The sequence below is a fragment of the Ralstonia pickettii genome (genome assembly GCF_016466415.2).
GTDB lineage: Bacteria > Pseudomonadota > Gammaproteobacteria > Burkholderiales > Burkholderiaceae > Ralstonia > Ralstonia pickettii.
On record NZ_CP066771.1, the window covers coordinates 290,168 to 313,220 of the forward strand.

Annotated in this window: 23 protein-coding genes; 9 read left to right on the forward strand and 14 right to left on the reverse strand. The window is 62.3% G+C overall.

Translation table 11 applies throughout. From position 1 onward, the window contains the following. Window positions 1–177: 177 nt before the first annotated feature. The 7 genes from hpf to RP6297_RS01405 all read right to left on the reverse strand — a co-directional run bounded on the left by hpf (window position 178) and on the right by RP6297_RS01405 (window position 5,889). On the reverse strand, window positions 178–531 hold the full coding sequence (hpf, locus tag RP6297_RS01375) for a ribosome hibernation-promoting factor, HPF/YfiA family (RefSeq protein WP_004633388.1): 354 nt from the start codon (window positions 529–531) through the stop codon (window positions 178–180). A gap of 50 nt (window positions 532–581) precedes the next feature. Continuing rightward, a complete protein-coding gene (locus tag RP6297_RS01380) occupies window positions 582–2,093 on the reverse strand; it encodes an RNA polymerase factor sigma-54 (RefSeq protein WP_012761098.1) in 1,512 nt (503 codons plus the stop codon). 108 nt (window positions 2,094–2,201) lie between these two features. Beyond that, window positions 2,202–2,990 carry an LPS export ABC transporter ATP-binding protein gene (lptB, locus tag RP6297_RS01385; protein WP_037027669.1) on the reverse strand — a complete coding sequence of 263 codons (789 nt, stop codon included), beginning with the start codon at window positions 2,988–2,990 and terminating at the stop codon, window positions 2,202–2,204. A gap of 30 nt (window positions 2,991–3,020) precedes the next feature. Continuing rightward, complete coding sequence (gene lptA / locus RP6297_RS01390) at window positions 3,021–3,608, reverse strand: lipopolysaccharide transport periplasmic protein LptA (protein ID WP_037027668.1); 588 nt, start codon at window positions 3,606–3,608, stop codon at window positions 3,021–3,023. 59 nt (window positions 3,609–3,667) lie between these two features. Beyond that, window positions 3,668–4,300 carry an LPS export ABC transporter periplasmic protein LptC gene (gene lptC, locus RP6297_RS01395; protein ID WP_012761100.1) on the reverse strand — a complete coding sequence of 211 codons (633 nt, stop codon included), beginning with the start codon at window positions 4,298–4,300 and terminating at the stop codon, window positions 3,668–3,670. A gap of 4 nt (window positions 4,301–4,304) precedes the next feature. Next, window positions 4,305–4,889: a KdsC family phosphatase gene (locus RP6297_RS01400; RefSeq protein WP_037027667.1), complete on the reverse strand. Its 585-nt coding sequence runs from the start codon at window positions 4,887–4,889 to the stop codon at window positions 4,305–4,307. A 16-nt stretch (window positions 4,890–4,905) separates the two neighbouring features. Continuing rightward, window positions 4,906–5,889 (reverse strand): KpsF/GutQ family sugar-phosphate isomerase, encoded by a 984-nt coding sequence (locus RP6297_RS01405; protein ID WP_037027665.1) that lies wholly within the window; start codon window positions 5,887–5,889, stop codon window positions 4,906–4,908. Window positions 5,890–6,197: 308 nt separating this feature from the next. Between RP6297_RS01405 and RP6297_RS01410 the strand changes: the two genes are divergently transcribed. Beyond that, window positions 6,198–8,177, forward strand: a complete 1,980-nt coding sequence (locus tag RP6297_RS01410) for a monovalent cation:proton antiporter family protein (protein ID WP_043415614.1) — start codon at window positions 6,198–6,200, stop codon at window positions 8,175–8,177. Between the two features lie 9 nt (window positions 8,178–8,186). On the opposite strand, the gene RP6297_RS01415 is transcribed toward RP6297_RS01410, so the two are convergent. Together RP6297_RS01415 and RP6297_RS01420 are read right to left on the reverse strand one after the other, a co-directional pair. Further along, on the reverse strand, window positions 8,187–8,591 hold the full coding sequence (locus RP6297_RS01415) for a ribbon-helix-helix domain-containing protein (RefSeq protein ID WP_012761104.1): 405 nt from the start codon (window positions 8,589–8,591) through the stop codon (window positions 8,187–8,189). Window positions 8,592–8,631: 40 nt separating this feature from the next. Then, window positions 8,632–9,210 carry a DJ-1/PfpI family protein gene (locus tag RP6297_RS01420; RefSeq protein ID WP_037027664.1) on the reverse strand — a complete coding sequence of 193 codons (579 nt, stop codon included), beginning with the start codon at window positions 9,208–9,210 and terminating at the stop codon, window positions 8,632–8,634. A gap of 108 nt (window positions 9,211–9,318) precedes the next feature. On the opposite strand from RP6297_RS01420, the gene RP6297_RS01425 reads away from it, so the two are divergent. Together RP6297_RS01425 and RP6297_RS01430 are read left to right on the forward strand one after the other, a co-directional pair. Continuing rightward, window positions 9,319–9,927 carry an adenine phosphoribosyltransferase gene (locus RP6297_RS01425; RefSeq protein WP_004633367.1) on the forward strand — a complete coding sequence of 203 codons (609 nt, stop codon included), beginning with the start codon at window positions 9,319–9,321 and terminating at the stop codon, window positions 9,925–9,927. Window positions 9,928–10,052: 125 nt separating this feature from the next. After that, window positions 10,053–10,673, forward strand: coding sequence for a LysE family translocator (locus tag RP6297_RS01430; RefSeq protein ID WP_037027662.1), 621 nt, complete (start codon window positions 10,053–10,055; stop codon window positions 10,671–10,673). Window positions 10,674–10,703: 30 nt separating this feature from the next. Here RP6297_RS01430 and RP6297_RS01435 read toward each other — a convergent pair whose 3' ends face one another. Next, window positions 10,704–11,189 carry an adenosine-specific kinase gene (locus RP6297_RS01435; RefSeq protein WP_004633365.1) on the reverse strand — a complete coding sequence of 162 codons (486 nt, stop codon included), beginning with the start codon at window positions 11,187–11,189 and terminating at the stop codon, window positions 10,704–10,706. Window positions 11,190–11,269: 80 nt separating this feature from the next. Next, on the reverse strand, window positions 11,270–14,134 hold the full coding sequence (gene uvrA / locus RP6297_RS01440) for an excinuclease ABC subunit UvrA (RefSeq protein ID WP_037027659.1): 2,865 nt from the start codon (window positions 14,132–14,134) through the stop codon (window positions 11,270–11,272). A gap of 242 nt (window positions 14,135–14,376) precedes the next feature. On the opposite strand from uvrA, the gene RP6297_RS01445 reads away from it, so the two are divergent. After that, window positions 14,377–15,540, forward strand: coding sequence for an MFS transporter (locus RP6297_RS01445; RefSeq protein WP_051917714.1), 1,164 nt, complete (start codon window positions 14,377–14,379; stop codon window positions 15,538–15,540). Between the two features lie 47 nt (window positions 15,541–15,587). Continuing rightward, a complete protein-coding gene (locus RP6297_RS01450; protein ID WP_037027654.1) occupies window positions 15,588–16,145 on the forward strand; it encodes a single-stranded DNA-binding protein in 558 nt (185 codons plus the stop codon). 690 nt (window positions 16,146–16,835) lie between these two features. Here RP6297_RS01450 and RP6297_RS01460 read toward each other — a convergent pair. Next, on the reverse strand, window positions 16,836–18,332 hold the full coding sequence (locus tag RP6297_RS01460) for a sensor histidine kinase (protein WP_037027653.1): 1,497 nt from the start codon (window positions 18,330–18,332) through the stop codon (window positions 16,836–16,838). Beyond that, window positions 18,329–19,057, reverse strand: coding sequence for a response regulator transcription factor (locus RP6297_RS01465; protein ID WP_004633344.1), 729 nt, complete (start codon window positions 19,055–19,057; stop codon window positions 18,329–18,331). The genes RP6297_RS01460 and RP6297_RS01465 overlap by 4 nt, the downstream gene beginning before the upstream one ends. 132 nt (window positions 19,058–19,189) lie before the next feature. Here RP6297_RS01465 and RP6297_RS01470 point away from each other — a divergent pair, with 132 nt between their 5' ends. The 4 genes from RP6297_RS01470 (at window position 19,190) to RP6297_RS01485 (ending at window position 22,515) form a co-directional block, all read left to right on the forward strand. After that, window positions 19,190–19,864 carry a cytochrome b/b6 domain-containing protein gene (locus RP6297_RS01470; RefSeq protein WP_037027650.1) on the forward strand — a complete coding sequence of 225 codons (675 nt, stop codon included), beginning with the start codon at window positions 19,190–19,192 and terminating at the stop codon, window positions 19,862–19,864. 8 nt (window positions 19,865–19,872) lie between these two features. Beyond that, window positions 19,873–20,664 carry a molybdopterin-dependent oxidoreductase gene (locus RP6297_RS01475; protein WP_037027648.1) on the forward strand — a complete coding sequence of 264 codons (792 nt, stop codon included), beginning with the start codon at window positions 19,873–19,875 and terminating at the stop codon, window positions 20,662–20,664. Between the two features lie 120 nt (window positions 20,665–20,784). Next, window positions 20,785–21,069, forward strand: coding sequence for a pentapeptide MXKDX repeat protein (locus RP6297_RS01480; RefSeq protein ID WP_199517402.1), 285 nt, complete (start codon window positions 20,785–20,787; stop codon window positions 21,067–21,069). 45 nt (window positions 21,070–21,114) lie between these two features. Then, entirely contained in the window at window positions 21,115–22,515 is a 1,401-nt protein-coding gene (locus RP6297_RS01485) for a cytochrome c biogenesis protein DipZ (protein WP_037027644.1), read from the forward strand. Between the two features lie 253 nt (window positions 22,516–22,768). Here the strand turns inward: RP6297_RS01485 and RP6297_RS01490 are convergent, their stop codons facing one another. After that, entirely contained in the window at window positions 22,769–23,029 is a 261-nt protein-coding gene (locus tag RP6297_RS01490; protein ID WP_004633335.1) for a hypothetical protein, read from the reverse strand. Window positions 23,030–23,053 lie beyond the last annotated feature (24 nt).

The window sequence follows — 23,053 nt, forward strand, 5'->3', positions numbered from 1 at the left end:
TCCTGGCATCGACCCTGTTTTTGCCAGCATCGCGCCAAAAGCCGCGCCACGCCAGCGTTCATACTTTCGTCAGATTTTAGCCCGACTTAAATCGGTTGCAATCGGATTCGTCACGAATGCACCCCCACATAAAAAAACCGCGCCACCTCGGGGCGCGGTTTCTGTGGTGCGGTCTTGCTATTGCTGCATCTGCACGGCTTGGAAGGCCTGATGCTTCATGCTGTCGCGATCGTGCCCTTGCACGCGGTCCTTGTATTTGATCACTTGCCGGTCGAGCTTATCGACGAGTAGGTCGATGGCCGCATAAAGATCTTCATGGTGTGATTCGACGAAGACATCCTTACCCTTGAGGTGCAGGTTGATTTCCGCGTACTGACGCCGATCCTTCTCCTTGTGGTTATCGACCGATAGCAACACGCTGACGCCAATCACCTGATCGAAGTGCCTGATCACACGCTCCAGTTTCGTTTCCACGTACTCACGCAAAGCAGGCGTGATGTCCAGGTGGTGTCCACTGAGTTTGAAGTTCATAGCGGTTCTCCTTCTCAAGATGAGCCGCACCGGAACTGCCCGCGATGCGGCTATAAAGACTTGCGCAAATTCACTGCAGGGATCTTGAGGGCTTCGCGGTATTTGGCCACCGTCCGACGGGCCACCACGAATCCTTGTTCACCTAACAGTTCGGCAATTCTGCTATCGGACAGAGGATTCTTCGGGTCTTCGGCTCCTACAAGTTGCTTGATGAGCGCGCGTATCGCGGTGGATGACGCGGCCCCGCCGGTTTCCGTCGATACATGGCTGCCGAAGAAGTACTTCAACTCGAACGTCCCCATCGGGGTCGCCATGTATTTGTTGGTTGTCACACGGGAGATCGTGGACTCGTGTAGACCCAGTGTATCGGCTATTTCCCGCAAAACCAAGGGGCGCATGGCGATTTCGCCGTGCGTGAAGAAGCTCTTTTGACGCTCGACAATCGCTTGCGAGACACGCAGGATCGTATCGAAGCGCTGTTGAATGTTTTTGATCAGCCAACGTGCTTCCTGCAGCTTCTGCTGCAGATTGGCGGCGCCCGACTCGCCACGGCTGCTGCGCAGAATCTGCGCGTACATGTCGTTGATGCGCAAGCGCGGCATGACGTCGGGGTTCAGTTGCGCCATCCAGCCTGCGCTCGTTTTTCGCACGATCACGTCGGGCACCACGAAATCTGCTTCAGCACGGCCGAAAGCATGACCCGGGAATGGTGTCAGTGAGCGAATCAGCTCATGCGCTGCCTTCAACGCGGGCTCATCGACGGACAGGGCCTTCTTCAGGCGCGTGTAGTCGCGCGCGGCCAGCAGTTCGAGATGCTGATTGACGATGACGAGCGCCAGCGCCTTCGCGGGCGAGTCGAGCCGATGCAGTTGCAATGAGAGGCATTCGGCTGCAGAGCGCGCGCCAATGCCCGGTGGATCAAAGCTCTGCAGCATGCGCAGCGCGGCTTGCAGTTCATCCAGTTCGACTTCGAGTTCGGTCGGTAGGTCTGCGAGGATTTCGTCGAGCGTGCCCGACAGATAGCCTTCGTCGTCGAGCGACTCGATCAGGAAGATGACGAGGCCCTTGTCGCGCATCGAGAGCTTGAGCGGCGCGAGCTGTTCCATGAGGAATTCGCGCAGGCTTTGTTCGGCTTCGCGCAACTGCAGCGGAGCACGATCGTCTTCATCGGATTGCGGTTTGCGGGCGAAGTCGTCAAGGCTCCAGTCGGAGCGGTCGGAGCCGTAATCGCTGTCGAAATCGGCACCGTTGTCGTGGCCGTTTTCGTAGCTGCTGTCCGAGCTGTTGCTGCTGTCGCCGCCGTTGGGTGCGGGCGGAGGTGATTCAGTGGGAAGGGGCGTGGCGCTGTTGCTTTGCAGCGCGTTGACGGAGCCGTCTGCGCCAATGCGGGCGGAGGTGTCGAGCCACTCGTTTTCCCGCTCCAGCAGCGGGTTTTCGGTCAGGGCCTGTTCAACTTCCTGCTGCAGTTCGATGGTCGACAACTGCAGCAGTCGGATCGATTGCTGCAACTGCGGCGTGAGCGCGAGATGCTGAGAGAGACGGAGCTGGAGCGACTGTTTCATGCGGGCTATTCTATGCCCAACACTTCGTCGATGGAACGGATTTTGCTTTAAGGTGCGGCCTTACCACGCCCCTTCGCACGTCCTTAAGGCGTAAGCGTGCAGAGCGGCTTACATCCGGAAGTTATCGCCCAGATAGACCTTGCGTACATCCTCGTTTTCGATGATCTGCTCCGGCATGCCTGCAGCCAGCACGGTGCCTTCGCTGATGATGTAGGCGTGATCGCAGATGCCCAGCGTTTCGCGCACGTTGTGATCGGTGATCAGCACGCCGATATTGCGGTCTTTCAGGAAGCTGACGATGCGTTGAATCTCGCCCACCGCGATCGGATCGACGCCGGCAAACGGTTCATCGAGCAGGATGAAGCGCGGCGATGAGGCCAGCGCGCGGGCAATCTCCACGCGGCGGCGTTCACCACCCGATAGGGACAGCGCAGGGTTGTCGCGCAGGTGAGCGATCTGCAAGTCATCGAGCAAGCCGTTGAGGCGGCGATTGACTTCGTCTTGCGAAAGCTTCTTGCCGTTCTGCTCCTGCAGCTCGAGCACCGCGCGGATGTTTTCCTGCACGTTGAGCTTGCGGAACACGGACGCTTCCTGCGGCAGATACGACAGGCCCATGCGTGCACGCTGGTGGATCGGCAGGCGGCTGATGTGCTCGCCGTCGAGCACGATGTCGCCGGCGTCCAGCGCCACCAGCCCGACGATCATGTAGAACGAGGTCGTTTTACCGGCGCCATTGGGGCCCAGCAAACCGACCACTTCACCGCTCTTCACGTCAAGCGACACGTCCTTCACCACCGTGCGCGTGCCGTAGCGCTTCTTCAGATGGCGGACGACCAGCGTGCTGGAAGTCGTGGCCTGCGGCGCTGCAGTTTTGGGGGCGAGGGTGGTGGCAGACATAGGCGAAGCAGAAATGGCGAGCGGTGCGGATCAGGGCTTGGCGGCCGGGTTTGATGCCGGTGCAGCGGGGGTGCTGGTGCGCGGTGCTAGAACCGCGCGCACACGGCCCGACGGGTTGGCGGCGGTCGCATTTTCCCCGCCACCCGAGGCCGTGTAAAACTCCTTCTGGCCGTCATACGTAATCACGGCGCCGCGGATCTCGTCGAGCTGTGTGGCGCCTTGCAGGCGCTCCATGCGCGCGCGCGTGATCAGCTTGGAGATCTCTTGCTTGCCGTCATATTCGATGCGCTCGCCCCAACCCTGGATGTACTCGTCGACGTTGTCCCGCTTCTGGCGAATGAAGGCGAGGTTCCCGGGCTTGGACGTGGCGACCGCGTAGTTGTAGCCCTCTGGGTCCGTCCGCAGATCGGCCTGGTCGGAGCGCAGCACCATGGTGCCCTTGGTCAGCACCACGTTGCCGGTCAAGTGATAGACCTGCTTCAGATCGTCGTAGCTGGCGTTGTCGGCTTCGAGCACGAGCGGCTTGTCGCGATCGGCGCGCTCGGCGTGCGCGGGCAGGGCCGGAAACAGCAGCGCAGCAACGATGGCGAGGCCGGCGGCACGGAGGGAATCAGTCATGGGAATCACGTGAGGGGTGGGCGCGGTCGTTGGGCGTCGTCAGGTGTCGGGGGCAGAGTTTACTGCTTCGGCGCCCCCAGCCCTTCGATTCGGCCGCGCACATTGCCCAGCAATTGTACTTGGCGCGTCACGTTGTTGAAGGTGAGGCCGTTGGCGTTCATGATCGACGGCCCACGGTGCAGTTCGACCGGCTTGTCGGTGCGCACGATGTCCTCGTTGAGCAGCACCTGGAAGTAGGTCGAGTCCGCCGTCATCAGCGGGTCCTGGCGGGCGTCGGGCCCTTGCGCGCGGATGACCTTGGCGTTGTTGTACAGATCGATGATCGTGCCGTCGCCGTTCATTTTGCCGAGATCCGCGCGGGCGGTGACCTGCGGCCGGTCGGGCGCATAGACGCGCAGCGCCGGGTACGTGACGTCGTAGGTCAGGTCGTCCTCATAGTGATTCATGTGGACGCCGGTAAACCGATATTTGGTCGTGCCGATCTCGTCCAGCGCGGTCGCCGAGATGCCGTCCATGGTGTAGTCGGGAATGTGGCGCTTGGGCTGCGTAGCGGCTTCGTCGGTTTGCGGTGTGTTGACCTGCACAAGCAGGAACGTGACGCCGCAGACGATCGCCATCAGCAGGATCGGCAGCCCGCGCAGCATGATCTGCAGCACGGAGGAGACGAGGCGTTGGGAGCGTTCGCTGGCCATGGAGTCAGGAAGGTTGCGCGGCGCGCAGCAGTTGTGCGAGCAGGGCGTCGTAGGCGCCTTGGGCCTTGAGGATCAGGTCGGCCACTTCGCGCACCGCGCCGCGTCCGCCCCTGGCTTGCGCGACATAGTGAGCGCGGCTGCGCAGTTCGGCATGGGCCTGAGCAGGGCAGGCGGTAAAGCCCACCATCGCCATCACCGGCAGGTCGGGCCAGTCGTCGCCCATGTAGCCGGTATCGGCCGCTTGAAGTTGCGTGGCGGCCAGCAGGTGGGCAAATGCCTCGCGCTTGTCGGCTACGCCTTGGTACAGATGTTCGATGCCGAGTTCCCCGGCGCGCCAGGCCACGATTTCGGATTGCCGTCCGGTAATGATGGCTGGCGTGACCCCCGCCTGTGCCAGCAGCTTGATGCCGTGGCCGTCGAGCGTGTCGAACGCCTTGCTGATTTCGCCCTCGGGGCCGACCAGCAAGCGTCCGTCGGTCAATACGCCGTCCACATCGAACACCATCAGGCGCACGCGCGCGGCGCGTTCCATTGCCTGCGGAAAGCGTGCTTCGATGTTGCTGTGGACAGGATCGGCCGGGGTGGTCATCAGTGGCGAGAGCGGGTCAGATGACTTTGGCCCGCGTCAGGTCGTGGATGTGCAGCGCGCCCACCAGCAGGCCGGCGGCATCGACCACCAGCAACTGGTTGATGCGGTGCGTTTCCATGACTTCGACGGCTTCCACGGCGAGTTGGTCGGGGCCGACCGAGCGGGGGTTGTGGTGCATGACCTCGTGGATGGGCACGGTGCGCCAATCGCGCGGGGTCTCGAGCAGGCGGCGCAAGTCGCCGTCGGTGAACACGCCCACGGCGCGGCCTTCGGCATCGACCACGGCGGTCATTGCCATACCCTTGCGGGTGATCTCCATCAGCGCCTGCGAGAGCGGCGTGTCCTCGTTCACCCGGGGGATGGCGTCGCCGGCGCGCATGACGTCACGCACATGCGTCAGCAGCTTGCGTCCGAGCGAGCCGCCCGGATGCGAGCGGGCGAAATCTTCTGCACCGAAGCCGCGTGCGTCCAGCACGGCCACGGCGAGCGCATCGCCCAGCGCGATCTGGGCGGTGGTGCTGGCGGTGGGAGCCAGGTTCAGCGGGCAGGCCTCGACATCGACGTGCGAGTTGAGCACGACGTCGGCATGCTTGCCGAGCGAGGACTCCGGGTTGCCAGTCACGGCGATCAGCTTTGCGCCGAGCCGTTTGACGAGCGGCAGGATGACGTTCAACTCCGAGACTTCGCCGGAATTGGAAAAGCCGATGAAAACGTCGTCGCGGGTGACCATGCCGAGGTCGCCATGGCTGGCTTCGGCGGGGTGGACGAAAAACGCTGGCGTGCCGGTCGAGGCCAGCGTGGCGGCAATCTTGCGCGCCACATGGCCCGATTTGCCCATGCCGGACACGACGACGCGGCCGGTGCAGCCGAGCACCATTTCGACCGCACGCGCAAAGTCGGCGGACACCTGGGTTTTGAGGCCGAGTACGGCTTGCGCTTCGATGTCGAAGGTTTGCTGCGCAAGCGCAAGTGCTCGATCCGGATTGAAATTCGCTATCATGGCGGCGAAGTATAACAACGATTGACACAGTTCTCGGCCGCGGGTGGCGCGTCGGGGCTTGGCTTGCGGGGAGTGGCGGAGCGTGCGGGCGCTCCGTTTGCTGCGCCGCGAAAATCGGCTTTCAAATCACTTTTCTGCCCGTCGCCACGCCGTCATTTTTGCTGTGCGGCGTCTCGCGTATCGCGTTCTTCGTCTATACCCTGGCATCGGTCTTGCAGCGCCTGCGTGCTCGTTTGTGCACGCACCGTCCTGATGCGCGGGTGCTGCACCTCCTGTCCAACCCCTTTTCGATCGGTTTTTCGCGTCGCATGCATTCGCCGCTGGAACTCACCCTTGTGCTGTTGGCCGCCGCCGTCATCGGCGTGGTGCTGTTCCGCATGCTGCAATTGCCGCCGATGCTGGCCTACCTCGTGGTGGGCGTGCTGATCGGGCCGAAGGCGACGGGGCTCGAGTCCGATTCTGCCCAGACGCGCTATCTGGCCGAATTCGGGGTGGTGTTCCTCATGTTTTCGATCGGGCTGGAGTTCAACCTCTCCAAGCTTCGTTCGATGCGGCGGCTAGTGCTGGGGCTCGGGGCGTCACAGGTGGTGCTGACCATGCTGCTGACGATTCCCGTGTCGCTGCTGCTCTCGCACTGGTATCCGCTGTCGTGGCAGGCGGGGCTCGCGTTGGGCGGCGCGCTGGCGATGTCGTCCACGGCCATCGTCTCGAAAATGCTGGCCGAGCGCCTGCAGCTGGAGACCGAGCACGGCCGCAACATCATCAGCGTGCTGTTGTTCCAGGATCTGGCGGTGGTGCTGCTGCTGATCGTGATTCCGTCGCTGGGCAAGAACCCGACGGACCTGGTGCTGGCGCTCTCCGTTGCCGCCTTGAAGATCACCGTGGCGCTGGTGCTGATCCTGTTCCTCGGGCAGAAGCTGCTGTCGCGCTGGTTCCATCTGGTGGCCGCACGGCGCTCGCAGGAACTGTTCATGCTGAACCTGCTGCTGGTCACGCTGGGCATGGCCGCGCTGACGGAGCGGCTGGGCCTGTCGATGGCGCTGGGCGCGTTCCTGGCCGGCATGCTGGTATCGGAAACACCGTACAAGCTGCAGGTGGAAGAAGACATCAAGCCGTTCCGCGACGTGCTGCTGGGCCTCTTCTTCGTGACGGTGGGCATGCTGCTGGACCCCCGAGTGGTGGTCGATCACTGGGCCCTGGTGCTGGCACTGGTGGCCGGGCCCGTGCTGTTCAAGTTTGTGCTGATCGCGCTGCTGGCGCGCGCCTTCGGCTCGGGCGGCGGCGCGGCGATCCGCACGGCGCTGGGGCTGGCCCAAGCCGGTGAATTCGGCTTCGTGCTGCTCAACCAGATTGACGGCATGCGGCTGATCGACCCGCTGCTCGGCCAGGCGATCCTGGCGGCGATGCTGCTGTCGATGCTACTGGCGCCGTTCCTGATCCAGTACAGCGACGTGATCGCCATGCGGCTGTCGCGCACCGACTGGCTGATGCAATCGCTGGCCATGACCAAAATTGCCGCACAGAGCATCGCCACCGAGCGCCACGTCATCATCTGCGGCTACGGGCGCAGCGGCCAGAACTTGGCGCACATGGTGGAGCAGGAGGGCATCGGCTACGTCGCGCTCGATCTGGACCCCGACCGCGTGCGCGAAGCCGCGGCAGCGGGCGAACATGTGGTCTACGGCGATGCGGCGCGGCGCGAGTCACTCGTGGCCGCCGGCATCCACCGTGCTGCGGCGGTCGCCATTACGTACGCCGACACGGCGTCCGCCCTGAAGGTGCTGCACCACGTTCAGGCGCTGGAGCCGACCCTCCCCGTGATCGTGCGCACGATCGATGATGCGGACCTTGACCGCCTGCAGCAGGCCGGCGCCACCGAGGTCGTCCCGGAGATCATCGAAGGCAGCCTGATGCTGGCCTCGCACGCGCTGGTGCTGCTGGGCGTGCCGCTGCGCCGTGTGGTGCGGCGCGCGCAGCAGATGCGCGATGCGCGTTACAGCCTGCTGCGCGGCTACTTTCACGGTCAGGATGACGAAGAAGACATGCTCGAGCGCGACGCCGTGCGTCTGCATTCGGTGCCGCTGGCGAAGGGGTCGCCAGCCATCGGCCGGAAGCTCGGGACGATGGGGCTGGAGACGTTCAAGACCTCGGTCACGGCGATCCGGCGCCAGGGCATTCGCGCGCTCGATCCTGATCCGGACACCGTGCTGGAACTGGGCGATATCGTCGTGCTGCGCGGCACGCCTGAGGGGCTGCAGATGGCAGAGGAGCGGCTCTCGCCGCGTTGATGCCGCCGCTTACTTCACGAGCGATTCGAGCAGTGGCCCGCGCGAGCGGCGCGGCGGCGGCGCATCCGCCATGTTGGGCGGCAGGCCATCTAGCACCGTCGCGGCATCGAGCGAACTGATCGACACCCGCGTATCGGCCGGAATGCGCCCGTCCTGCTGCAGCTTCAGATACCGCAGGCAGCAGACGCGCAGGAACGACGCGAAATTCGCCACCTCGCCGCGTCGCTCCAACAGCTCGTCATAGAGTTTGCTGATGAGCTGGTTGACCGTCAGACCATCGCGCTGGCCGATCTCTTCCAGCACCTCCCAGAACAGGCATTCCAGCCGCACGCTGGTCGCCACGCCGTGCAGGCGTAGCGAACGCGCGAGGCTGTCGTACGAATGGGGATTGGCGCGGATGAAGATTTCGCACATGGCCGGGGCTCCTGGAGTGCCCGGCGTGCGGGCAGCCGGATCAGTGTAGAACCCGCGTGCCCAGGACTTCAAGAAACTGCGCCAACCAAGCCGGATGTGCCGGCCAGGCGGGTGCCGTGACGAGCTTGCCATCGGTGTGCGCCTGGTCGACGGGAATGTCCTTGAAAGTGCCGCCCGCTGCCGTGACTTCGGGGCCACATGCCGGATAGGCGGAACACGTCTTGCCTTCCAGCACGCCCGCCGCCGACAGCAACTGGGCACCGTGGCAAATCGCTGCGACGGGTTTGTCCGCGTGGAAGAAGTGACGTACGACCTCAAGCACGCGGGCGTTCAGTCGCAAATATTCGGGCGCCCGGCCGCCGGGCACGACCAGCGCGTCGTACGCTGCCGGGTCAACATCGGCAAAGGTGGCGTTGACGGTAAAGCGATGACCGGGTTTTTCGGAATACGTCTGTGCACCTTCGAAATCGTGAACGGCGGTCGCCACGGAATCGCCGGCGCGCTTGTCCGGGCAGACAGCGTGCACCGTGTGGCCGACCATCTGCAGCGCCTGGAAGGGAACCATGACCTCGTAGTCCTCTACGTAGTCGCCAACCAGCATCAGAATTTTCTTTGCCATCGCCGTGTCTCCTGTATGGTTGCGGTTTCCCCATTGTGGTTCGGCGCCATTCGGCCCGGGTGGTAGCCCATTACCGCAGACCACGTTTCCTGCTTTCCTGTTTTTGCCATGAGCCAAGTCCCTCATCACCAGGCGGCGCTGCTGACGCCGTCGTCCGTTCCCGCGTCCACCGAACTGGGCGATGTGTCGCGCTACCTGCGTGACCGGATCCGCACGGTGCCGGATTGGCCGCAGGCCGGGGTGATGTTTCGCGATATCACGCCGCTGCTGCAGGACCCGAAGAGCCTGCGCGTGCTGGTGGACGTGTTTGTCCATCGCTACATGGGGCAGGGGCTGAACCTGGTGGCGGGCATCGACGCGCGCGGATTCATCCTGGGCTCGATCGTGGCGTATGAGTTGAACCTGGGCTTCGTGCCGATCCGCAAGAAAGGCAAGCTGCCGTTCAACACGGTGGCCGAGGAGTACATGCTCGAATACGGCAGCGCGACAGTGGAAATCCATGCCGATGCCTGCAAGCCCGGCGACCGCGTCCTGTTGATCGACGACCTGATCGCCACTGGCGGCACCATGCTGGCCGGCAAGCGCCTGCTCGAACGCTTGGGCGCAACCGTGGTCGAGGGCGCGGCGATTGTCGACCTGCCTGAACTGGGCGGCTCGCAACTGCTGATCGAGGGCGGTCTGCCGCTCTTCACGGTCTGCCGCTTCGATGGGCACTGAGTGGCTACCAGCTGCATTCGCGTGATGAGCTGGTCCCATACGCCCATGTGACAAAAATATGACGGCTGACTGCTGCGCGCAGTAGCATGACCCTTTCCATTTCCGCGGGACCCTGGGAGACGTCGATGCCTCACGTATGGCTGTTCCTGCTGACCTCGATTGCGATCACGGTGATGCCGGGGCCGGACAACCTTCAGGTCATCGCACGCGGTGCCAGCCAAGGCCGCAAGGCGGGGCTCTCTGCCGCGGCGGGGTTTGCATCAGGGTGCCTCTTTCATACGACGCTGGCGGCGCTCGGGCTGGCCGCCGTGCTGCAGTCGTCCCCGGTGGCGTTCCAGGCGATTCGTTGGCTAGGCGCGGCGTACCTGATCTGGCTGGGCATCCAGGCACTGCGCAGCAAGGGCAGCGTCGGCCTGAATCCTGCTGGACCGCAGGCGGCGCCCGACCTTTGGCGCGTGTATCGCCAGAGCGTCTTCGCCAATCTGCTCAACCCGAAGGTGACGCTGTTCTTCGTGGTGTTCCTGCCGCAGTTCGTCGATGCGCAGGCGGGTCACGCAGCGCTGCAGATGTTGCTGCTGGGCGGCGTGTTCATGGCACAGACCATCGTCGTGTTCAGCCTCTACGGCTGGTGCGCGGCTGCGCTGGGCGGTTGGATGCGCCGCACGCCACGCGCGTCGCTGTGGCTCGACCGGGTGAGCGGCTGCATTTTCATTGGGCTGGGCCTGCGCGTGGCCCTGACCAAATAAGCAAACGCCCGGATTCCCCGGGCGTTTGACTTAGAGCTTGTAGCCGATCTGCCGCAGCAGGTCCTTGCGCCACGCGATGTCGGCATCGGTTTCGACACCCAGCGGCGAGGCGCCGTCCACCACGCCGAGCACGCCGCGCCCCAACTCCGTCTGCGCGACGATCACCTGCGTCGGATTGGCTGTGGCGCAGTAGATGCGGCACACCTCCGGTACCGCGCGTACGGCAGCCAGCACATTGACGGGAAAGAACCCGTCACCCAGGAAGATCAAAAAGGTATGGCCCGCGCCAATGGCGAGCGCGTTGTCACGCGCGAGCTGAAGAGCGGTTTCGTCATTGCCTGACCAGCGTACGAGCCGCTTGCCCGATGCCTCGCAGAACGCAATGCCGAAGCGGATACCCGGCACCGCGCCCACGAGCGCCTCGTGGAGGTCTTCCACGGTCTTGATGAAATGCGACTGGCCGAAGATGAAGTTGGTCGCCTCCGGCTTGACGATGGGCACCACGGTGAGGTCCATGGCGACGCTCCTGTGCGATGGGAACGCTCTTCATCGTAGGGCGCAGCGGCTTGATTGCAAGCGGCTGCGCCGGTGCCGCCTTATTTGCGCTTGAGCAGCGGTGCGAGGTACTTCCCGGTAAAACTCGCCTTGTTCTTCGCCACATCCTCCGGCGTGCCCTTGGCGATGATCTGCCCGCCGCCCGCACCGCCTTCGGGGCCCAGGTCGAGCAGCCAGTCCGCCGTTTTGATCACGTCGAGGTTGTGCTCGATGATCACGATCGTATTGCCGTGATCGCGCAGCTTGTAGATGACCTTCAGCAGCAGTTCGATGTCGTGGAAGTGCAGGCCGGTCGTCGGTTCGTCCAGGATGTACAGCGTGCGGCCTGTGTCGCGCTTCGATAGCTCCAGCGACAGCTTCACGCGCTGCGCTTCACCGCCCGACAGCGTCGTCGCCGATTGCCCCAGGCGGATGTAGCCCAGGCCCACATCCAGCAGCGTCTGCAGCTTGCGGCGCACCACCGGCACCGGCGCGAAGAACTCGTGCGCCTGCTCCACCGTCATCTCCAGCACTTCGGTGATGTTCTTGCCCTTGTAAAGCACTTCGAGCGTTTCGCGGTTGTAGCGCTTACCGTGGCACACGTCGCAGGGCACGTATACGTCGGGCAGGAAGTGCATCTCGACTTTCAGCACGCCGTCGCCCTGGCACGCTTCGCAGCGGCCGCCCTTGACGTTGAACGAGAAGCGGCCCGGGTCATACCCGCGCTCCTTGGCGGACGGCACGCCGGCAAACAACTCGCGAATCGGCGTGAACAAGCCCGTGTAGGTTGCCGGGTTCGAGCGCGGCGTGCGGCCAATCGGCGATTGGTCGACGTTGATGACCTTGTCGAAATGCTCCAGGCCGTCGATGCGATCGTGCGCTGCCGGCTCCGGCGTCGAGCCATACAGATGGCGCGCCACTGCGTGGTACAGCGTGTCGTTGATCAGCGTCGACTTGCCCGAACCCGACACGCCCGTGATGCACGTCAGCAACCCGATCGGAATATCGGCCGACACGTTCTTCAGGTTGTTGCCGCTGGCGTTGATGATGCGCAGCCAGCGCTCTTCATCGGGGGCCGTGCGCTGCTTGGGCACTTCGATCCGGCGCTTGCCCGACAGGTAATCGCCCGTCAGCGACGCCGGCGATTGCTCGACCTGCTGGGGCGTGCCCTCGGCGATGATCTGACCACCGTGCACGCCGGCACCGGGGCCGATGTCGACCACGTAGTCCGACGCGCGAATCATGTCTTCATCGTGCTCCACCACCAGCACGGAGTTGCCGAGATCGCGCAGGTGCTTGAGTGTGCCGATCAGCCGATCGTTGTCGCGCTGGTGCAGGCCGATGGACGGCTCGTCCAGCACGTACATCACGCCGGTCAGCCCCGAGCCGATCTGCGACGCCAGGCGGATGCGCTGCGCCTCCCCGCCCGACAGCGTATCGGCGCTGCGCTCCAGCGAGAGGTAATCGAGCCCGACGTTGTTCAGGAAGTTCAGCCGCGCGGTGATTTCCTTGACGATCTTGTCGGCAATCTCGCGCTTGGCGCCGTGCATGTTCAGCGTCAGGAAATACGTGAGCGCATCGCGCAGCGGCCAGCCGTTGATCTCGTAGATGCCGCGTGCCTGGTCGGCTTCGCCGATCTTAACGAAGCGGGCCTCGCGGCGCAGGCGGGTGCCGTGGCACTCGGGGCAGGGCTGGTTGTTCTGGTACTTGGCCAGCTCCTCACGCACGGCGATGGAGTCGGTCTCTTTGTAGCGCCGCTCCAGGTTGGGGATGATCCCCTCGAACGCGTGCTCGCGCACGGTGGTTTTGCCGCGCTCGTTGATGTACGTAAACGGTATCTGCTGCTTGCCCGAGCCGTGCAGCACGATCTCTTGGATTTCAGCCGGCAGGTCTTCAAACGCGACATCGATGTCGACGTCGTAGAACGCCGCCAGGCTTTGCAGCATCTGGAAATAGAACTGGTTGCGGCGGTCCCACCCCTTGATCGCGCCAGACGCCAGCGACAGATTCGGAAAAGCCACCACGCGCTTCGGATCGAAGAACGTGATCTGGCCCAGGCCGTCGCAGTGCGGGCAGGCGCCCATCGGATTGTTGAACGAGAACAGCCGCGGCTCCAGCTCCTGCAGTGAATACGAGCAGATCGGACAGGCGAACTTGGAGCTGAAGCCGTGTTCCTTGCCGGTGTCCATTTCCAGCGCGATCGCGCGGCCGTCTGCCAGGCGCAGCGCGGTTTCGAACGACTCGGCCAGACGCTGCTTGAGTTCCGGGTTCACCTTCACGCGGTCGACCACGACCTCGATCGAATGTTTGTCGTTCTTCTTGAGCTTGGGCAGGGTGTCGACTTCGTAGACCTTGGCCTCGGCCTCGTGCGCCGTGCCGCCGCCCGAGCGGATGCGAAAACGCACAAAACCCTGGGCCTGCATCGCTTCGAACAGGTCGACGTGCTCGCCTTTGCGGTTGGCCACCACGGGTGCCAGGATCATCAGCTTGGTATCGGCCGGCAGCGCCAGTACGGCATCGACCATCTGCGACACGCTTTGCGCTTCCAGTGGCTGGCCGTGATCGGGGCAGTAAGGCGTACCGGCGCGCGCGTACAGCAGACGCAGGTAATCGTGGATCTCGGTCACGGTGCCGACCGTGGAACGCGGGTTGTGGCTGGTGGCCTTCTGCTCGATGGAAATGGCCGGCGACAGACCTTCGATCAGGTCAACGTCGGGTTTTTCCATCAACTGCAGAAATTGCCGGGCATATGCCGACAGCGATTCCACGTAGCGCCGTTGCCCCTCCGCATACAGCGTGTCGAACGCGAGCGACGACTTGCCCGACCCCGAAAGCCCGGTAATCACGATCAGCTGGTTGCGCGGCAGATCGAGGTTGATGTTCTTCAGGTTGTGGGTACGGGCCCCACGAATCTTGATTTCGTCCATGTGCGGCTGAGTGCAGCTGAATGCGGCGTCGGAGGGCGGACCGCCTGCGGCAATCGGCGGGAGGGTGGAAAAGGGTAAGCCTGCTAATATACCGAACTTCGGTTTTGCCGGTATCTGCTGCCAGATGGGGCAATCCGTAAAACCGTTTAAGTGTCTTTGTCGCCGCTTTTTCTCGGTTGTTTTGCGGCGGTTTCCGCACCATGTCCTCCGCTTCCGCATCCATGACTTCCGCTTCCGGCCGCATGAACGGCCTTGAGCTGCGCGCGGCCGCCTCGCTGGCCGGCATCTTCGCGCTGCGCATGTTGGGTTTGTTCATGATCATGCCGGTCTTCGCGGTGTTCGCGAAAACGCTGCCCGACGGCAACAACACCCAGCTCGTCGCTTTCGCCATCGGCGTGTACGGCCTCACGCAGGCGGTGCTCTACATCCCGTACGGCTGGTTGTCGGATCGCTTCGGGCGAAAGCCCGTCATCGTGACGGGGTTGGTCATCTTTGCGGTGGGCAGCCTGGTGGCGGCGTTTTCGCACAGCGTCGCGGGCATCGCCGTGGGGCGGGCCATCCAGGGCGCGGGGGCGATCTCGTCGGCGGTGATCGCCTTCGTGGCCGACCTCACGCGCGAGGAGCATCGCACCAAGGCCATGGCCATGATCGGGGGCAGCATCGGCCTGTCGTTTGCCGTGGCCATCGTGAGTGCGCCGGTCATCTTCCGCTGGGTCGGCATGCCTGGCATGTTCACGGCGATTGGCGTGCTGGCCATCGTCGCCATCGGCGTGGTGCTGTGGGTCGTGCCCAACCCGCCGCGTCCGCCCGAACATGTGAAAGCACCGTTCCGCGAAGTTCTGCGCCATCCCGAGTTGCTGCGACTGAACTTTGGCGTGTTCGCCTTGCATGCCACGCAGACGGCGCTGTTCGTCGTGCTGCCGCACATGCTGGAAGCCGCCGGCCTGCCCGTCGATTCGCACTGGAAAATCTACCTGCCGGTGATGGGCGTGTCGTTCGTGCTGATGGTGCCGGCCATCATTGCCGCCGAGAAGCGCGGCAAGATGAAGGCCGTGCTGCTGTCTGCCGTGGCGTTGGTGATCGTGGCGCAACTGGCGCTGGGCGAAGTGAGTCCGACGCTGACCGCGCTGGCGATTGCGCTACTGGTCTACTTCCTCGGTTTCAACGTTCTGGAGGCGTCGCAGCCGTCGCTGGTCTCGAAGTACGCGCCGGGCGTGCGCAAGGGCGCGGCCATGGGCGTGTACAACACGACGCAGGCGCTGGGTCTGTTTGCGGGCGGCGCAGGCGGCGGCTGGATTCTGATGCACGCCGGGCAGCACGCGGTATTCCTAACCTGCGCCGCGCTGGCTTTTGCCTGGCTTATAATTGCGAGCCCCATGCAGATGCCGGCTCTGCGCCGACACTAATCCGGGCAACACGGCGGCATCACTTCAATTACCTTCGGAAACTCATCATGGCGTCCGTCAACAAAGTCATCATCGTCGGCAATCTCGGCGCCGATCCTGAAACGCGCTACATGCCCAGCGGCGACGCTGTCACCAACATTCGCGTGGCAACCACCGACCGCTACAAGGACAAGGCCAGCGGCGAAATGAAGGAAGCCACCGAGTGGCACCGCGTCGCCTTCTTCGGCCGCCTGGCAGAAATTGCGGGCGAATACCTGAAGAAGGGCTCGTCGGTCTACATCGAAGGCCGGCTCAAGACCCGTCAATGGGAAAAGGACGGCCAGAAGCAATACAGCACCGAGATCGTCGCAGACCAGATGCAGATGCTCGGCGGCCGCGGCGGTGAGGGCGGCGGCAGCAGCGGTGGCGGTGGTGGTGGCTACTCGCGTGGCGGTGAAGGCGGCGGCGGTGGTTACGGCGGTAGCCGTAGCCAAGGTCAAAGCCAAGGCCAAGGCGGCGGTTACTCGCGCGGCGGCGAAGGTGGCGGTGGCCAAGGCGGTGGCGCGCGTCGCCAGGCGGCACCGTCGAACGGTTTTGAGGATATGGACGACGATATTCCGTTTTAACCGGAATATTCACTAGAAACGTAAAGTAGGGCCCCGAAATTCCCGTCTAATCAATAGGTTAGGTGGGAATTTACGGGGCCCTCTTTTTTTTCTGCGCGGTCGCTAGCCGGAACTTCGCGGACAATAAAGAATGCATTCGAACGCATGACAGAGTGCAGGAATGAGTTTCTCAATTCGCGAGGTCTCACCAGGAAGCGGCGAGCGTTTGCCGATTCTCGTCGACGGCGGGCCGCTGGGGTTGCCCGTGCAGGGGGTCGTCGAGTTCACGCTCACAATGTTGCGGACAAGTGGCCGTAGGCAAAACAGCATAAGAAAGCGTCTAGACGCCCTAGGGCTCACTCTGCAGTTTCTTTCTTCCCGCTGGATCGATATTGTGGCGCGAACAGCGTCACAGACTTTCTTATCTATCGAAGAGCTTGTGGCCCTGGCCGACGCGTGTCGCGCGCTACAGCACCACCTTCCGGATAAGCTAGCCGAGCTGACTTGTTGCGCTTGGGGCGTTTATGCCGCAGCGACAGGCCTTCGGCCCGGTACAGGCAATAGCCGTAATGGACGCGCGTTCCCGCAATCTCTTTGATGCACGCAAGCAGTGCCGACGAGTCGCGAGCAACCGACCGATACGCGTATAGCGAGCATGACATGTGGAACAACGCGCAAGCCTTGGTCAGGCTCACGCAATAGCGGTCAACATCACCCACTCGCGGCACCCGCCAACTGGAAGCGAAACACCGCACCCTTTCCGGGCTGCGGCACCAGCCGGATTTCGCTGCCATGCAGCTGCAGGATTCGCTGCACGATCATCAGCCCGAGCCCACCGCTGCGTGAGCCATCGCTGCGGGCACCGCTCATGAACACTGGACGCACGAAGAGTCCCTTCTGAAGTTCACCCGGGATACCCGGCCCGGTGTCGCTAACCTGGACCGCGACCCCAGTACTCGTTGGACGCAACTGCACCTCGATCGCGCCGCCTACTGGCGTATGGTGGATGGCGTTGTCGAGCAGGTTTGTTAGCACGCGCTCGATCATGCCCAAGTCGGCCGACACGATGGGCAGACCGGGCGCAATGTCTGGCTTGAGTTGTTGCTGACGCGCCCCAGCTGCCAACTCGAACTTCTGAAACACGTCTTGTACCAGGTCGGCCAACGCGAAATTTTCCTTTTCTGGCTTAACCACGCCGTACTCAAGCCGCGCTAGCTCAAATAGCTCCTGTGCGAGCCGGCCAACCTTGCGGCTCTGACCGAGCGCAATGTCGAGGTAGCGGCGGCGCTCTTCGTCGTCGAGGATACCGGTCTTCAGTCGGAGCGTTTCCAGGTAGCCGTGTAGTGAAGTCAGGGGCGTGCGCAGGTCATGCGAGATATTGGCGACGAGTTCGCGGCGCTGCTGGTCCTGCAGCGTCAGCTCTCGCCACTGCTCAGCAATGCGCCGCGTCATCTGCACGAAGGCCTGGCTCAGTGTCGCTATTTCTCCGCCACCGCGCGCAATGCGCTCGAGTGTGGCCGTTTGGCTTTCGAGCGATCCGATTCCTTCGGATTCGAAGCGTCGGACTACAGCCGTCAGCTCGCGCAGAGGCCGCGTGATGAGCCAGAACGCCACCGTGCCCGCTACAAGCCCGAGAAGAGCCACCAGCCCCATGGACCACAGCGTTGTCCGCAAAACGTTGTCAGCCGCCACGTGCGCGGCAACGGCGTCGTGGTCCTCGCCCTGCAGCACCACGTAGACGTAACCTGCGTCTCGGCCATCAACGCGCATCGGCGCGGCGCTAAAAACTTTGGGCGTTTGCAAGTTGCGTGGATCGTCACCGAGGACCGGCATCGTCGCACCAGCGAGCAGTCTGCGCACCGGCGCGAGGTCGACGCGGTCGCGCTTGAGGTGGCCGGGGGGCGCCGCTTGCGCCGCAATGTGACCGTCAGGCGAGAGCAGGTAGACCTCTACGCTAGGATTCACCGCCATCAGTTTGTCGAACAGATCCTTCACCGCGACAGGGTTTAGTCCTTCCGGTCGCATCAGTTCGGCATTCTCCGCGATGTGTGCGGCCAAACCGCTCGACAAGCGTTGGATCACCTCCTGCTCGTGACGTCCGTTCGAGCGCAATTGCAGCCAAGCCGAAGTGCCGCAGCACACCAGCAACAGCACAGCGAATACCAGCGAGAGCCGTCGAGATAGCACTGCCTCCCCTCGTCCACTCATGCTGCGTCCTCCTTGCCGTCTGCCCCGATAGAGAGCTTGTAGCCGCGCCCCCAGACGGTGAGTATGCGCCGCGGCTGCGCCGGGTCGACCTCGACCTTGGCTCGCAGCCGGTTGATGTGAGTGTTAACCGTATGCTCGTAGCCGTCGTGCTGGTAGCCCCAGACTTGATTGAGCAGGTCGAGCCTCGAAAACACTTTGCCCGGATGACGTGCGAAGAAATGAAGCAGGTCGAACTCGCGCGGCGTGAGTTCGATCGGCTTGCCGTCGACGCGCACCTCGCGCGCTAGTGGTTCGATCTCAAGATTGCCTAGTGTGAGGCTACCCGACTCCATGCGCGCGTTACGCGCCAGCGCGTCGGTACGTCGAATCAGTGCCTTCACGCGCGCGACCAGCTCCAACACCGAGAAGGGCTTGGCAAGGTAGTCGTCTGCGCCGAGCTCCAGCCCCAAGATGCGGTGCACCTCCGTCGACCGGGCACTGATGATGATGATTGGCGTGTAGCGGGCCTGGACCCGCGCGCGGCGGCAAATCTCCAGGCCGTCGATGCCAGGCAGCATCAGGTCGAGCACCAGCGCATCCCAGTTGCCCCGTTCCATTTCCCGCTGGCCCGCATGGCCGTCAGCCGCGTGCACCACCGCATAACCCTCGTCTCGCAGGTGCATGCGCAGCAATTCCGCGATGTGTGCGTCATCTTCAACGAGCAGGACGCGTTTGGCAGAGTCCATGGGGCGTGGGGAAAGGGATGTCTAAAGCGATCTTTAGGACTGATTGTCCCGCGATCTGACCGGCGCAGTTATCACAATTAATTGAACTTTGCGTGATGAATCGGTCAGGGGAAGCGCCCAAGAATACGTTTCATGAAACGCGACGCCCACCTCTCTATGCCCACCAGCATCGACGCCAGTCCGGTGCATCCGTTGTGGATGCGCTGTACGCACTGGTTCAATGCCTTGGCAGTGATGGTGTTGGTGCTGAGTGGTTGGCGCATCTACAACGCTGCACCGTTCTTTCCATTCACTATCCCAGCCTCCGCTACTTTGGGCGGATGGCTGGGAGGCGCGCTTCAGTGGCACTTCGCAGCGATGTGGTTGCTGGTGATCAACGGCTTGGTCTACCTAGTCATGAATGTCGCCAGCGGCCGACTGGCCCGCAAGTTTTTCCCAGTCACGCCGGCGGGTGTGCGGTGTGACATGGTCGCAGCGCTCAAGGGAAGGCTCTCGCATGCCGACCCGCGCCACTACAACAACGTGCAGCGGCTCGCCTATCTGTTGGTGATATTGGACATCGTGCTGTTGGTGCTTTCGGGCTTGGTACTGTGGAAGTCGGTGCAGTTCGCGACCCTGCGAGAGCTACTTGGTGGCTACGAGGTAGCTCGCCGCATCCACTTCTGCGCGATGGCCGGCGCTGTGGCGTTCGTGGTGGTGCACCTTGTGATGGTAGCTCTGGTGCCACGCACCCTGCTGACGATGTTAGGCGGCCGCGTCGCTGGCACCCCCTCCCCGATCCAGGACCGGTCGTCGCACGACGCCTGATTCGTCCCATGAAGATACTCAAAGCTCCCAGATTCGACGGCATTGATGGTGACGCTGTGCTCATCGAGGCACGCCGGCAGATTGCCCGTCACGTCAACCTGCCCGCGCGTCGTGCTTTCCTGCAGCGCTCGCTCACGCTGGGCGGCCTGTCGCTGCTGACCGGCTGCAGCATCTCTGACAACGAGCAGGTCGAGGCGGCTCTCTCGCGTATCTCACGCTTCAACGACAAGGTTCAGGGCCTGATCTTTGACCCGAACCAACTGGCCCCCACGTACCCTGACTCGATGATCACGCGCCCCTTTCCGTTCAATGCCTACTACGGCGAGGATGAGGTGCGCCAGGTTGATGAGCAGGCATGGCGGCTTGAGGTTACCGGTCTTGTCTCCGACCGACGTCAATGGAATCTAGCCGACCTGCGTGCGATGCAACAGTACGACCAAGTGACACGCCATATCTGCGTGGAGGGCTGGAGTGCGATCGGTAAGTGGGGAGGCGTGCGCTTTGGTGACTTTCTACGCCGAGTTGGCGCCGACTTGAGCGCCAAATACGTCGGTTTCAAGTGCGCTGACGACTACTACACCAGCATCGACATGGCGACCGCGCTACATCCTCAGACACTCATGGCCATAACCTATGACGGCGCGCCGTTACCTCCGAAGTATGGCTTCCCGATGAAGCTGCGAATGCCCACCAAGCTGGGCTACAAGAATCCGAAGCATATCCAGGCCATTTTTGTGACCAATACCTATCCCGGTGGCTACTGGGAAGACCAGGGCTACAACTGGTTCGGCGGGAGTTGAGCCCCACGTCCGCTCCCCGGACTGTGGCTTGGCTGCCAATGAAAGCGAGAGGCCGTGTTCACAAGGACCGCGCCATATCTATAGGCAACGCAAGCATCATCACTTACTTAGGAGAATCACATGAACAAGTTCGCTACCACTCTGCTCGCTGTCAGCCTGACCTTCGGCGGTGCCTCGGCCGTTTTCGCTGCGGACGCCATGGGCAAGGATGCGATGTCGAAGGACGCGATGTCGAAGGACGCGATGTCGAAAGATGCGATGTCGAAAGATGCGATGTCGAAAGATGCGATGTCGAAAGATGCGATGTCGAAGGATGCGATGTCGAAGGATGCGATGAAGAAAGACTCGATGAAGAAAGACTCGATGAAGAAAGACGCGATGAAGAAGGACGCGATGTCGCAGTAAGACTCCTTTGACGCCCCTCCAACTCGAGATAAGGAAAGTCGCACCATGACTCTCTTCATCATTTCGTTCCTTGGAGGGGCGCTGACCGTGCTTGCTCCATGCATCCTGCCGGTCATCCCCTTTGTGTTCGCAAGGGTAGACCAGCCATTCGTCAAAAATGGGCTTCCTATGCTGGTGGGGATGGCCTCCACTTTTGCAGCGGTCGGAACACTTGGCGCTGCGGCAGGCAGTTGGGCAGTAGAAGCCAACGAGTACGGCCGAATCGCTGCAACCGCGTTGCTAGGGCTCATGGGAGCTGCGATGGTCTTTCCTCGCCTAGCTGAACGTCTCACACGCCCCCTGGTCTCTGTTGGCTTGGATCTGTCCAATGCCGGCAATGCACATACTGCAATGGCCGGGAACTGTGTGTTCCCCTCCTTTATTCGGGGGGTCGCGACGGGGCTTCTATGGGCGCCATGTGCCGGTCCGATACTTGGATTAATTCTTACTGGCGCTGTTCTTCAAGGGCCAAACGTCAAAACTTCTCTGTTGCTGTTAGCGTACGGCGCTGGCGCCGTGAGTTCTCTTGCACTGGTTCTCCTGACCGGCCACAGGATTTTTGCCGCCATGAAACGCTCCCTCGGCATTGGCGAGTGGTTTCGAAAAGGTCTAGGGATCACAGTGCTTTCTGGCGCGGTCGTAGTCATGACCGGCGTAGACACAGGGTGGCTTGCTCAAGTTTCATCGGGCAGCGTCGAAGCGTCGGTTGAAAGAATGCTGCTCCAACATTTCGCTCCAAGGCAGACCGGGAAAATGCCTATCGTTGACGGGCAACAGCAGGCAAAAAGGAATGCACCCGGAGGTCGTCTCATCCTTGTACAGGCGCAGCAGAATCGACAACCCCTGAATTTGCCAGTTGAGGGGCTTTTTCCACCGTTGACTGGCGCCGTTGACTGGTTGAACTCACCTCCGCTCACGGTTGAGGCGTTGCGCGGCAAGGTGGTGCTGGTGAATTTCTGGACCTTCGGTTGTATCAATTGCCGCAACGTCCTGCCCTATGTGCGCGAATGGGACCGGAAATACAAGGACCAGGGACTTGTTGTCGTGAGTGTTCATGCTCCCGAGTTTGCGTACGAAAAGAACATCGAGAACGTAAAGCGTGCCGCAAGCGAACTTGGCGCGACCTTCCCCATAGCGATCGATAACCGATTTGAGATATGGAAAGCCTTCAACAATAACTACTGGCCGGCCAATTATTTTATTGATTCCCAGGGGCGCATTCGCTTCCATCATTTCGGTGAAGGCGAGTACGAAAAGTCAGAGCGTGTGATTCAGCAACTCCTCAAGGAGGCGCGAGTCGGAAATCGGCCGGTACCTATGACCGAGACCACGCTTGAAACGCTGAACGCTGCTTTGGCCCTCCAACGCGCGGGAGATTTCGTTGCGGCTGGAGGTGGCGCTGGATGACGAGCAGTAGTGGTCAGTCCGGCTCGGTTTAGCAACATGCCTGGCGCGTACAGATAACGAAATTTGATCCCCTTGTGTTTGACAGAGTCTGCGGAGTTGTTCGTAGTTTGTTATTAAATCAATGGGTTATTGGAGATTCCACAGTGGGTGGTTCCTAACCTTTTTGAATCCGTCTCACCACATAACAAAAACCCGGCAGTCCGCCAAGGACGCCGGGTTTTTGTTGCCTGCAGCGCGCAGACCTGCCGCCGCTCTAGTCACTCTCGCAAGGTTTCTTGAAGACATGCTTCACCCCGCATTTGGTCGCATGCGCCGCGTTTTTCACGCCATGCCCGACTGCTCGTGCGGCGTTGGCCGTCGCATGCCCGGCTTCCTTCGCGGCATGACCGGTTTTTCGGGCGGCTTCCTTCGTGTCCTGCTTGATGTTCTCCTTGGTCTCGGACAAGTCGGCATGGGCCAGGGGGCTGAGCAGCGCCACCAGCAACGCGGGGATCAACAGCAGACGACCATTCACGGCGGGAATCCTCACAAAACAGGT

Excerpts from the sequence above, each read along its gene's own strand:
- RP6297_RS01380 (WP_012761098.1), bottom strand. The coding sequence starts at position 2,093 with ATGAAACAGTCGCTCCAGCTCCGTCTCTCTCAGCATCTCGCGCTCACG.
- RP6297_RS01460 (WP_037027653.1), bottom strand. The coding sequence starts at position 18,332 with ATGAGTGGACGAGGGGAGGCAGTGCTATCTCGACGGCTCTCGCTGGTA.
- RP6297_RS01435 (WP_004633365.1), bottom strand. The coding sequence starts at position 11,189 with ATGGACCTCACCGTGGTGCCCATCGTCAAGCCGGAGGCGACCAACTTC.
- lptB (WP_037027669.1), bottom strand. The coding sequence starts at position 2,990 with ATGTCTGCCACCACCCTCGCCCCCAAAACTGCAGCGCCGCAGGCCACG.
- RP6297_RS01400 (WP_037027667.1), bottom strand. The coding sequence starts at position 4,889 with ATGACCACCCCGGCCGATCCTGTCCACAGCAACATCGAAGCACGCTTT.
- RP6297_RS01480 (WP_199517402.1), top strand. The coding sequence starts at position 20,785 with ATGAACAAGTTCGCTACCACTCTGCTCGCTGTCAGCCTGACCTTCGGC.
- lptA (WP_037027668.1), bottom strand. The coding sequence starts at position 3,608 with ATGACTGATTCCCTCCGTGCCGCCGGCCTCGCCATCGTTGCTGCGCTG.
- RP6297_RS01405 (WP_037027665.1), bottom strand. The coding sequence starts at position 5,889 with ATGATAGCGAATTTCAATCCGGATCGAGCACTTGCGCTTGCGCAGCAA.
- RP6297_RS01420 (WP_037027664.1), bottom strand. The coding sequence starts at position 9,210 with ATGGCAAAGAAAATTCTGATGCTGGTTGGCGACTACGTAGAGGACTAC.
- RP6297_RS01410 (WP_043415614.1), top strand. The coding sequence starts at position 6,198 with ATGCATTCGCCGCTGGAACTCACCCTTGTGCTGTTGGCCGCCGCCGTC.
- lptC (WP_012761100.1), bottom strand. The coding sequence starts at position 4,300 with ATGGCCAGCGAACGCTCCCAACGCCTCGTCTCCTCCGTGCTGCAGATC.
- uvrA (WP_037027659.1), bottom strand. The coding sequence starts at position 14,134 with ATGGACGAAATCAAGATTCGTGGGGCCCGTACCCACAACCTGAAGAAC.
- RP6297_RS01425 (WP_004633367.1), top strand. The coding sequence starts at position 9,319 with ATGAGCCAAGTCCCTCATCACCAGGCGGCGCTGCTGACGCCGTCGTCC.
- RP6297_RS01445 (WP_051917714.1), top strand. The coding sequence starts at position 14,377 with ATGAACGGCCTTGAGCTGCGCGCGGCCGCCTCGCTGGCCGGCATCTTC.
- RP6297_RS01485 (WP_037027644.1), top strand. The coding sequence starts at position 21,115 with ATGACTCTCTTCATCATTTCGTTCCTTGGAGGGGCGCTGACCGTGCTT.
- RP6297_RS01475 (WP_037027648.1), top strand. The coding sequence starts at position 19,873 with ATGAAGATACTCAAAGCTCCCAGATTCGACGGCATTGATGGTGACGCT.
- RP6297_RS01450 (WP_037027654.1), top strand. The coding sequence starts at position 15,588 with ATGGCGTCCGTCAACAAAGTCATCATCGTCGGCAATCTCGGCGCCGAT.
- hpf (WP_004633388.1), bottom strand. The coding sequence starts at position 531 with ATGAACTTCAAACTCAGTGGACACCACCTGGACATCACGCCTGCTTTG.
- RP6297_RS01415 (WP_012761104.1), bottom strand. The coding sequence starts at position 8,591 with ATGTGCGAAATCTTCATCCGCGCCAATCCCCATTCGTACGACAGCCTC.
- RP6297_RS01430 (WP_037027662.1), top strand. The coding sequence starts at position 10,053 with ATGCCTCACGTATGGCTGTTCCTGCTGACCTCGATTGCGATCACGGTG.
- RP6297_RS01465 (WP_004633344.1), bottom strand. The coding sequence starts at position 19,057 with ATGGACTCTGCCAAACGCGTCCTGCTCGTTGAAGATGACGCACACATC.
- RP6297_RS01470 (WP_037027650.1), top strand. The coding sequence starts at position 19,190 with ATGAAACGCGACGCCCACCTCTCTATGCCCACCAGCATCGACGCCAGT.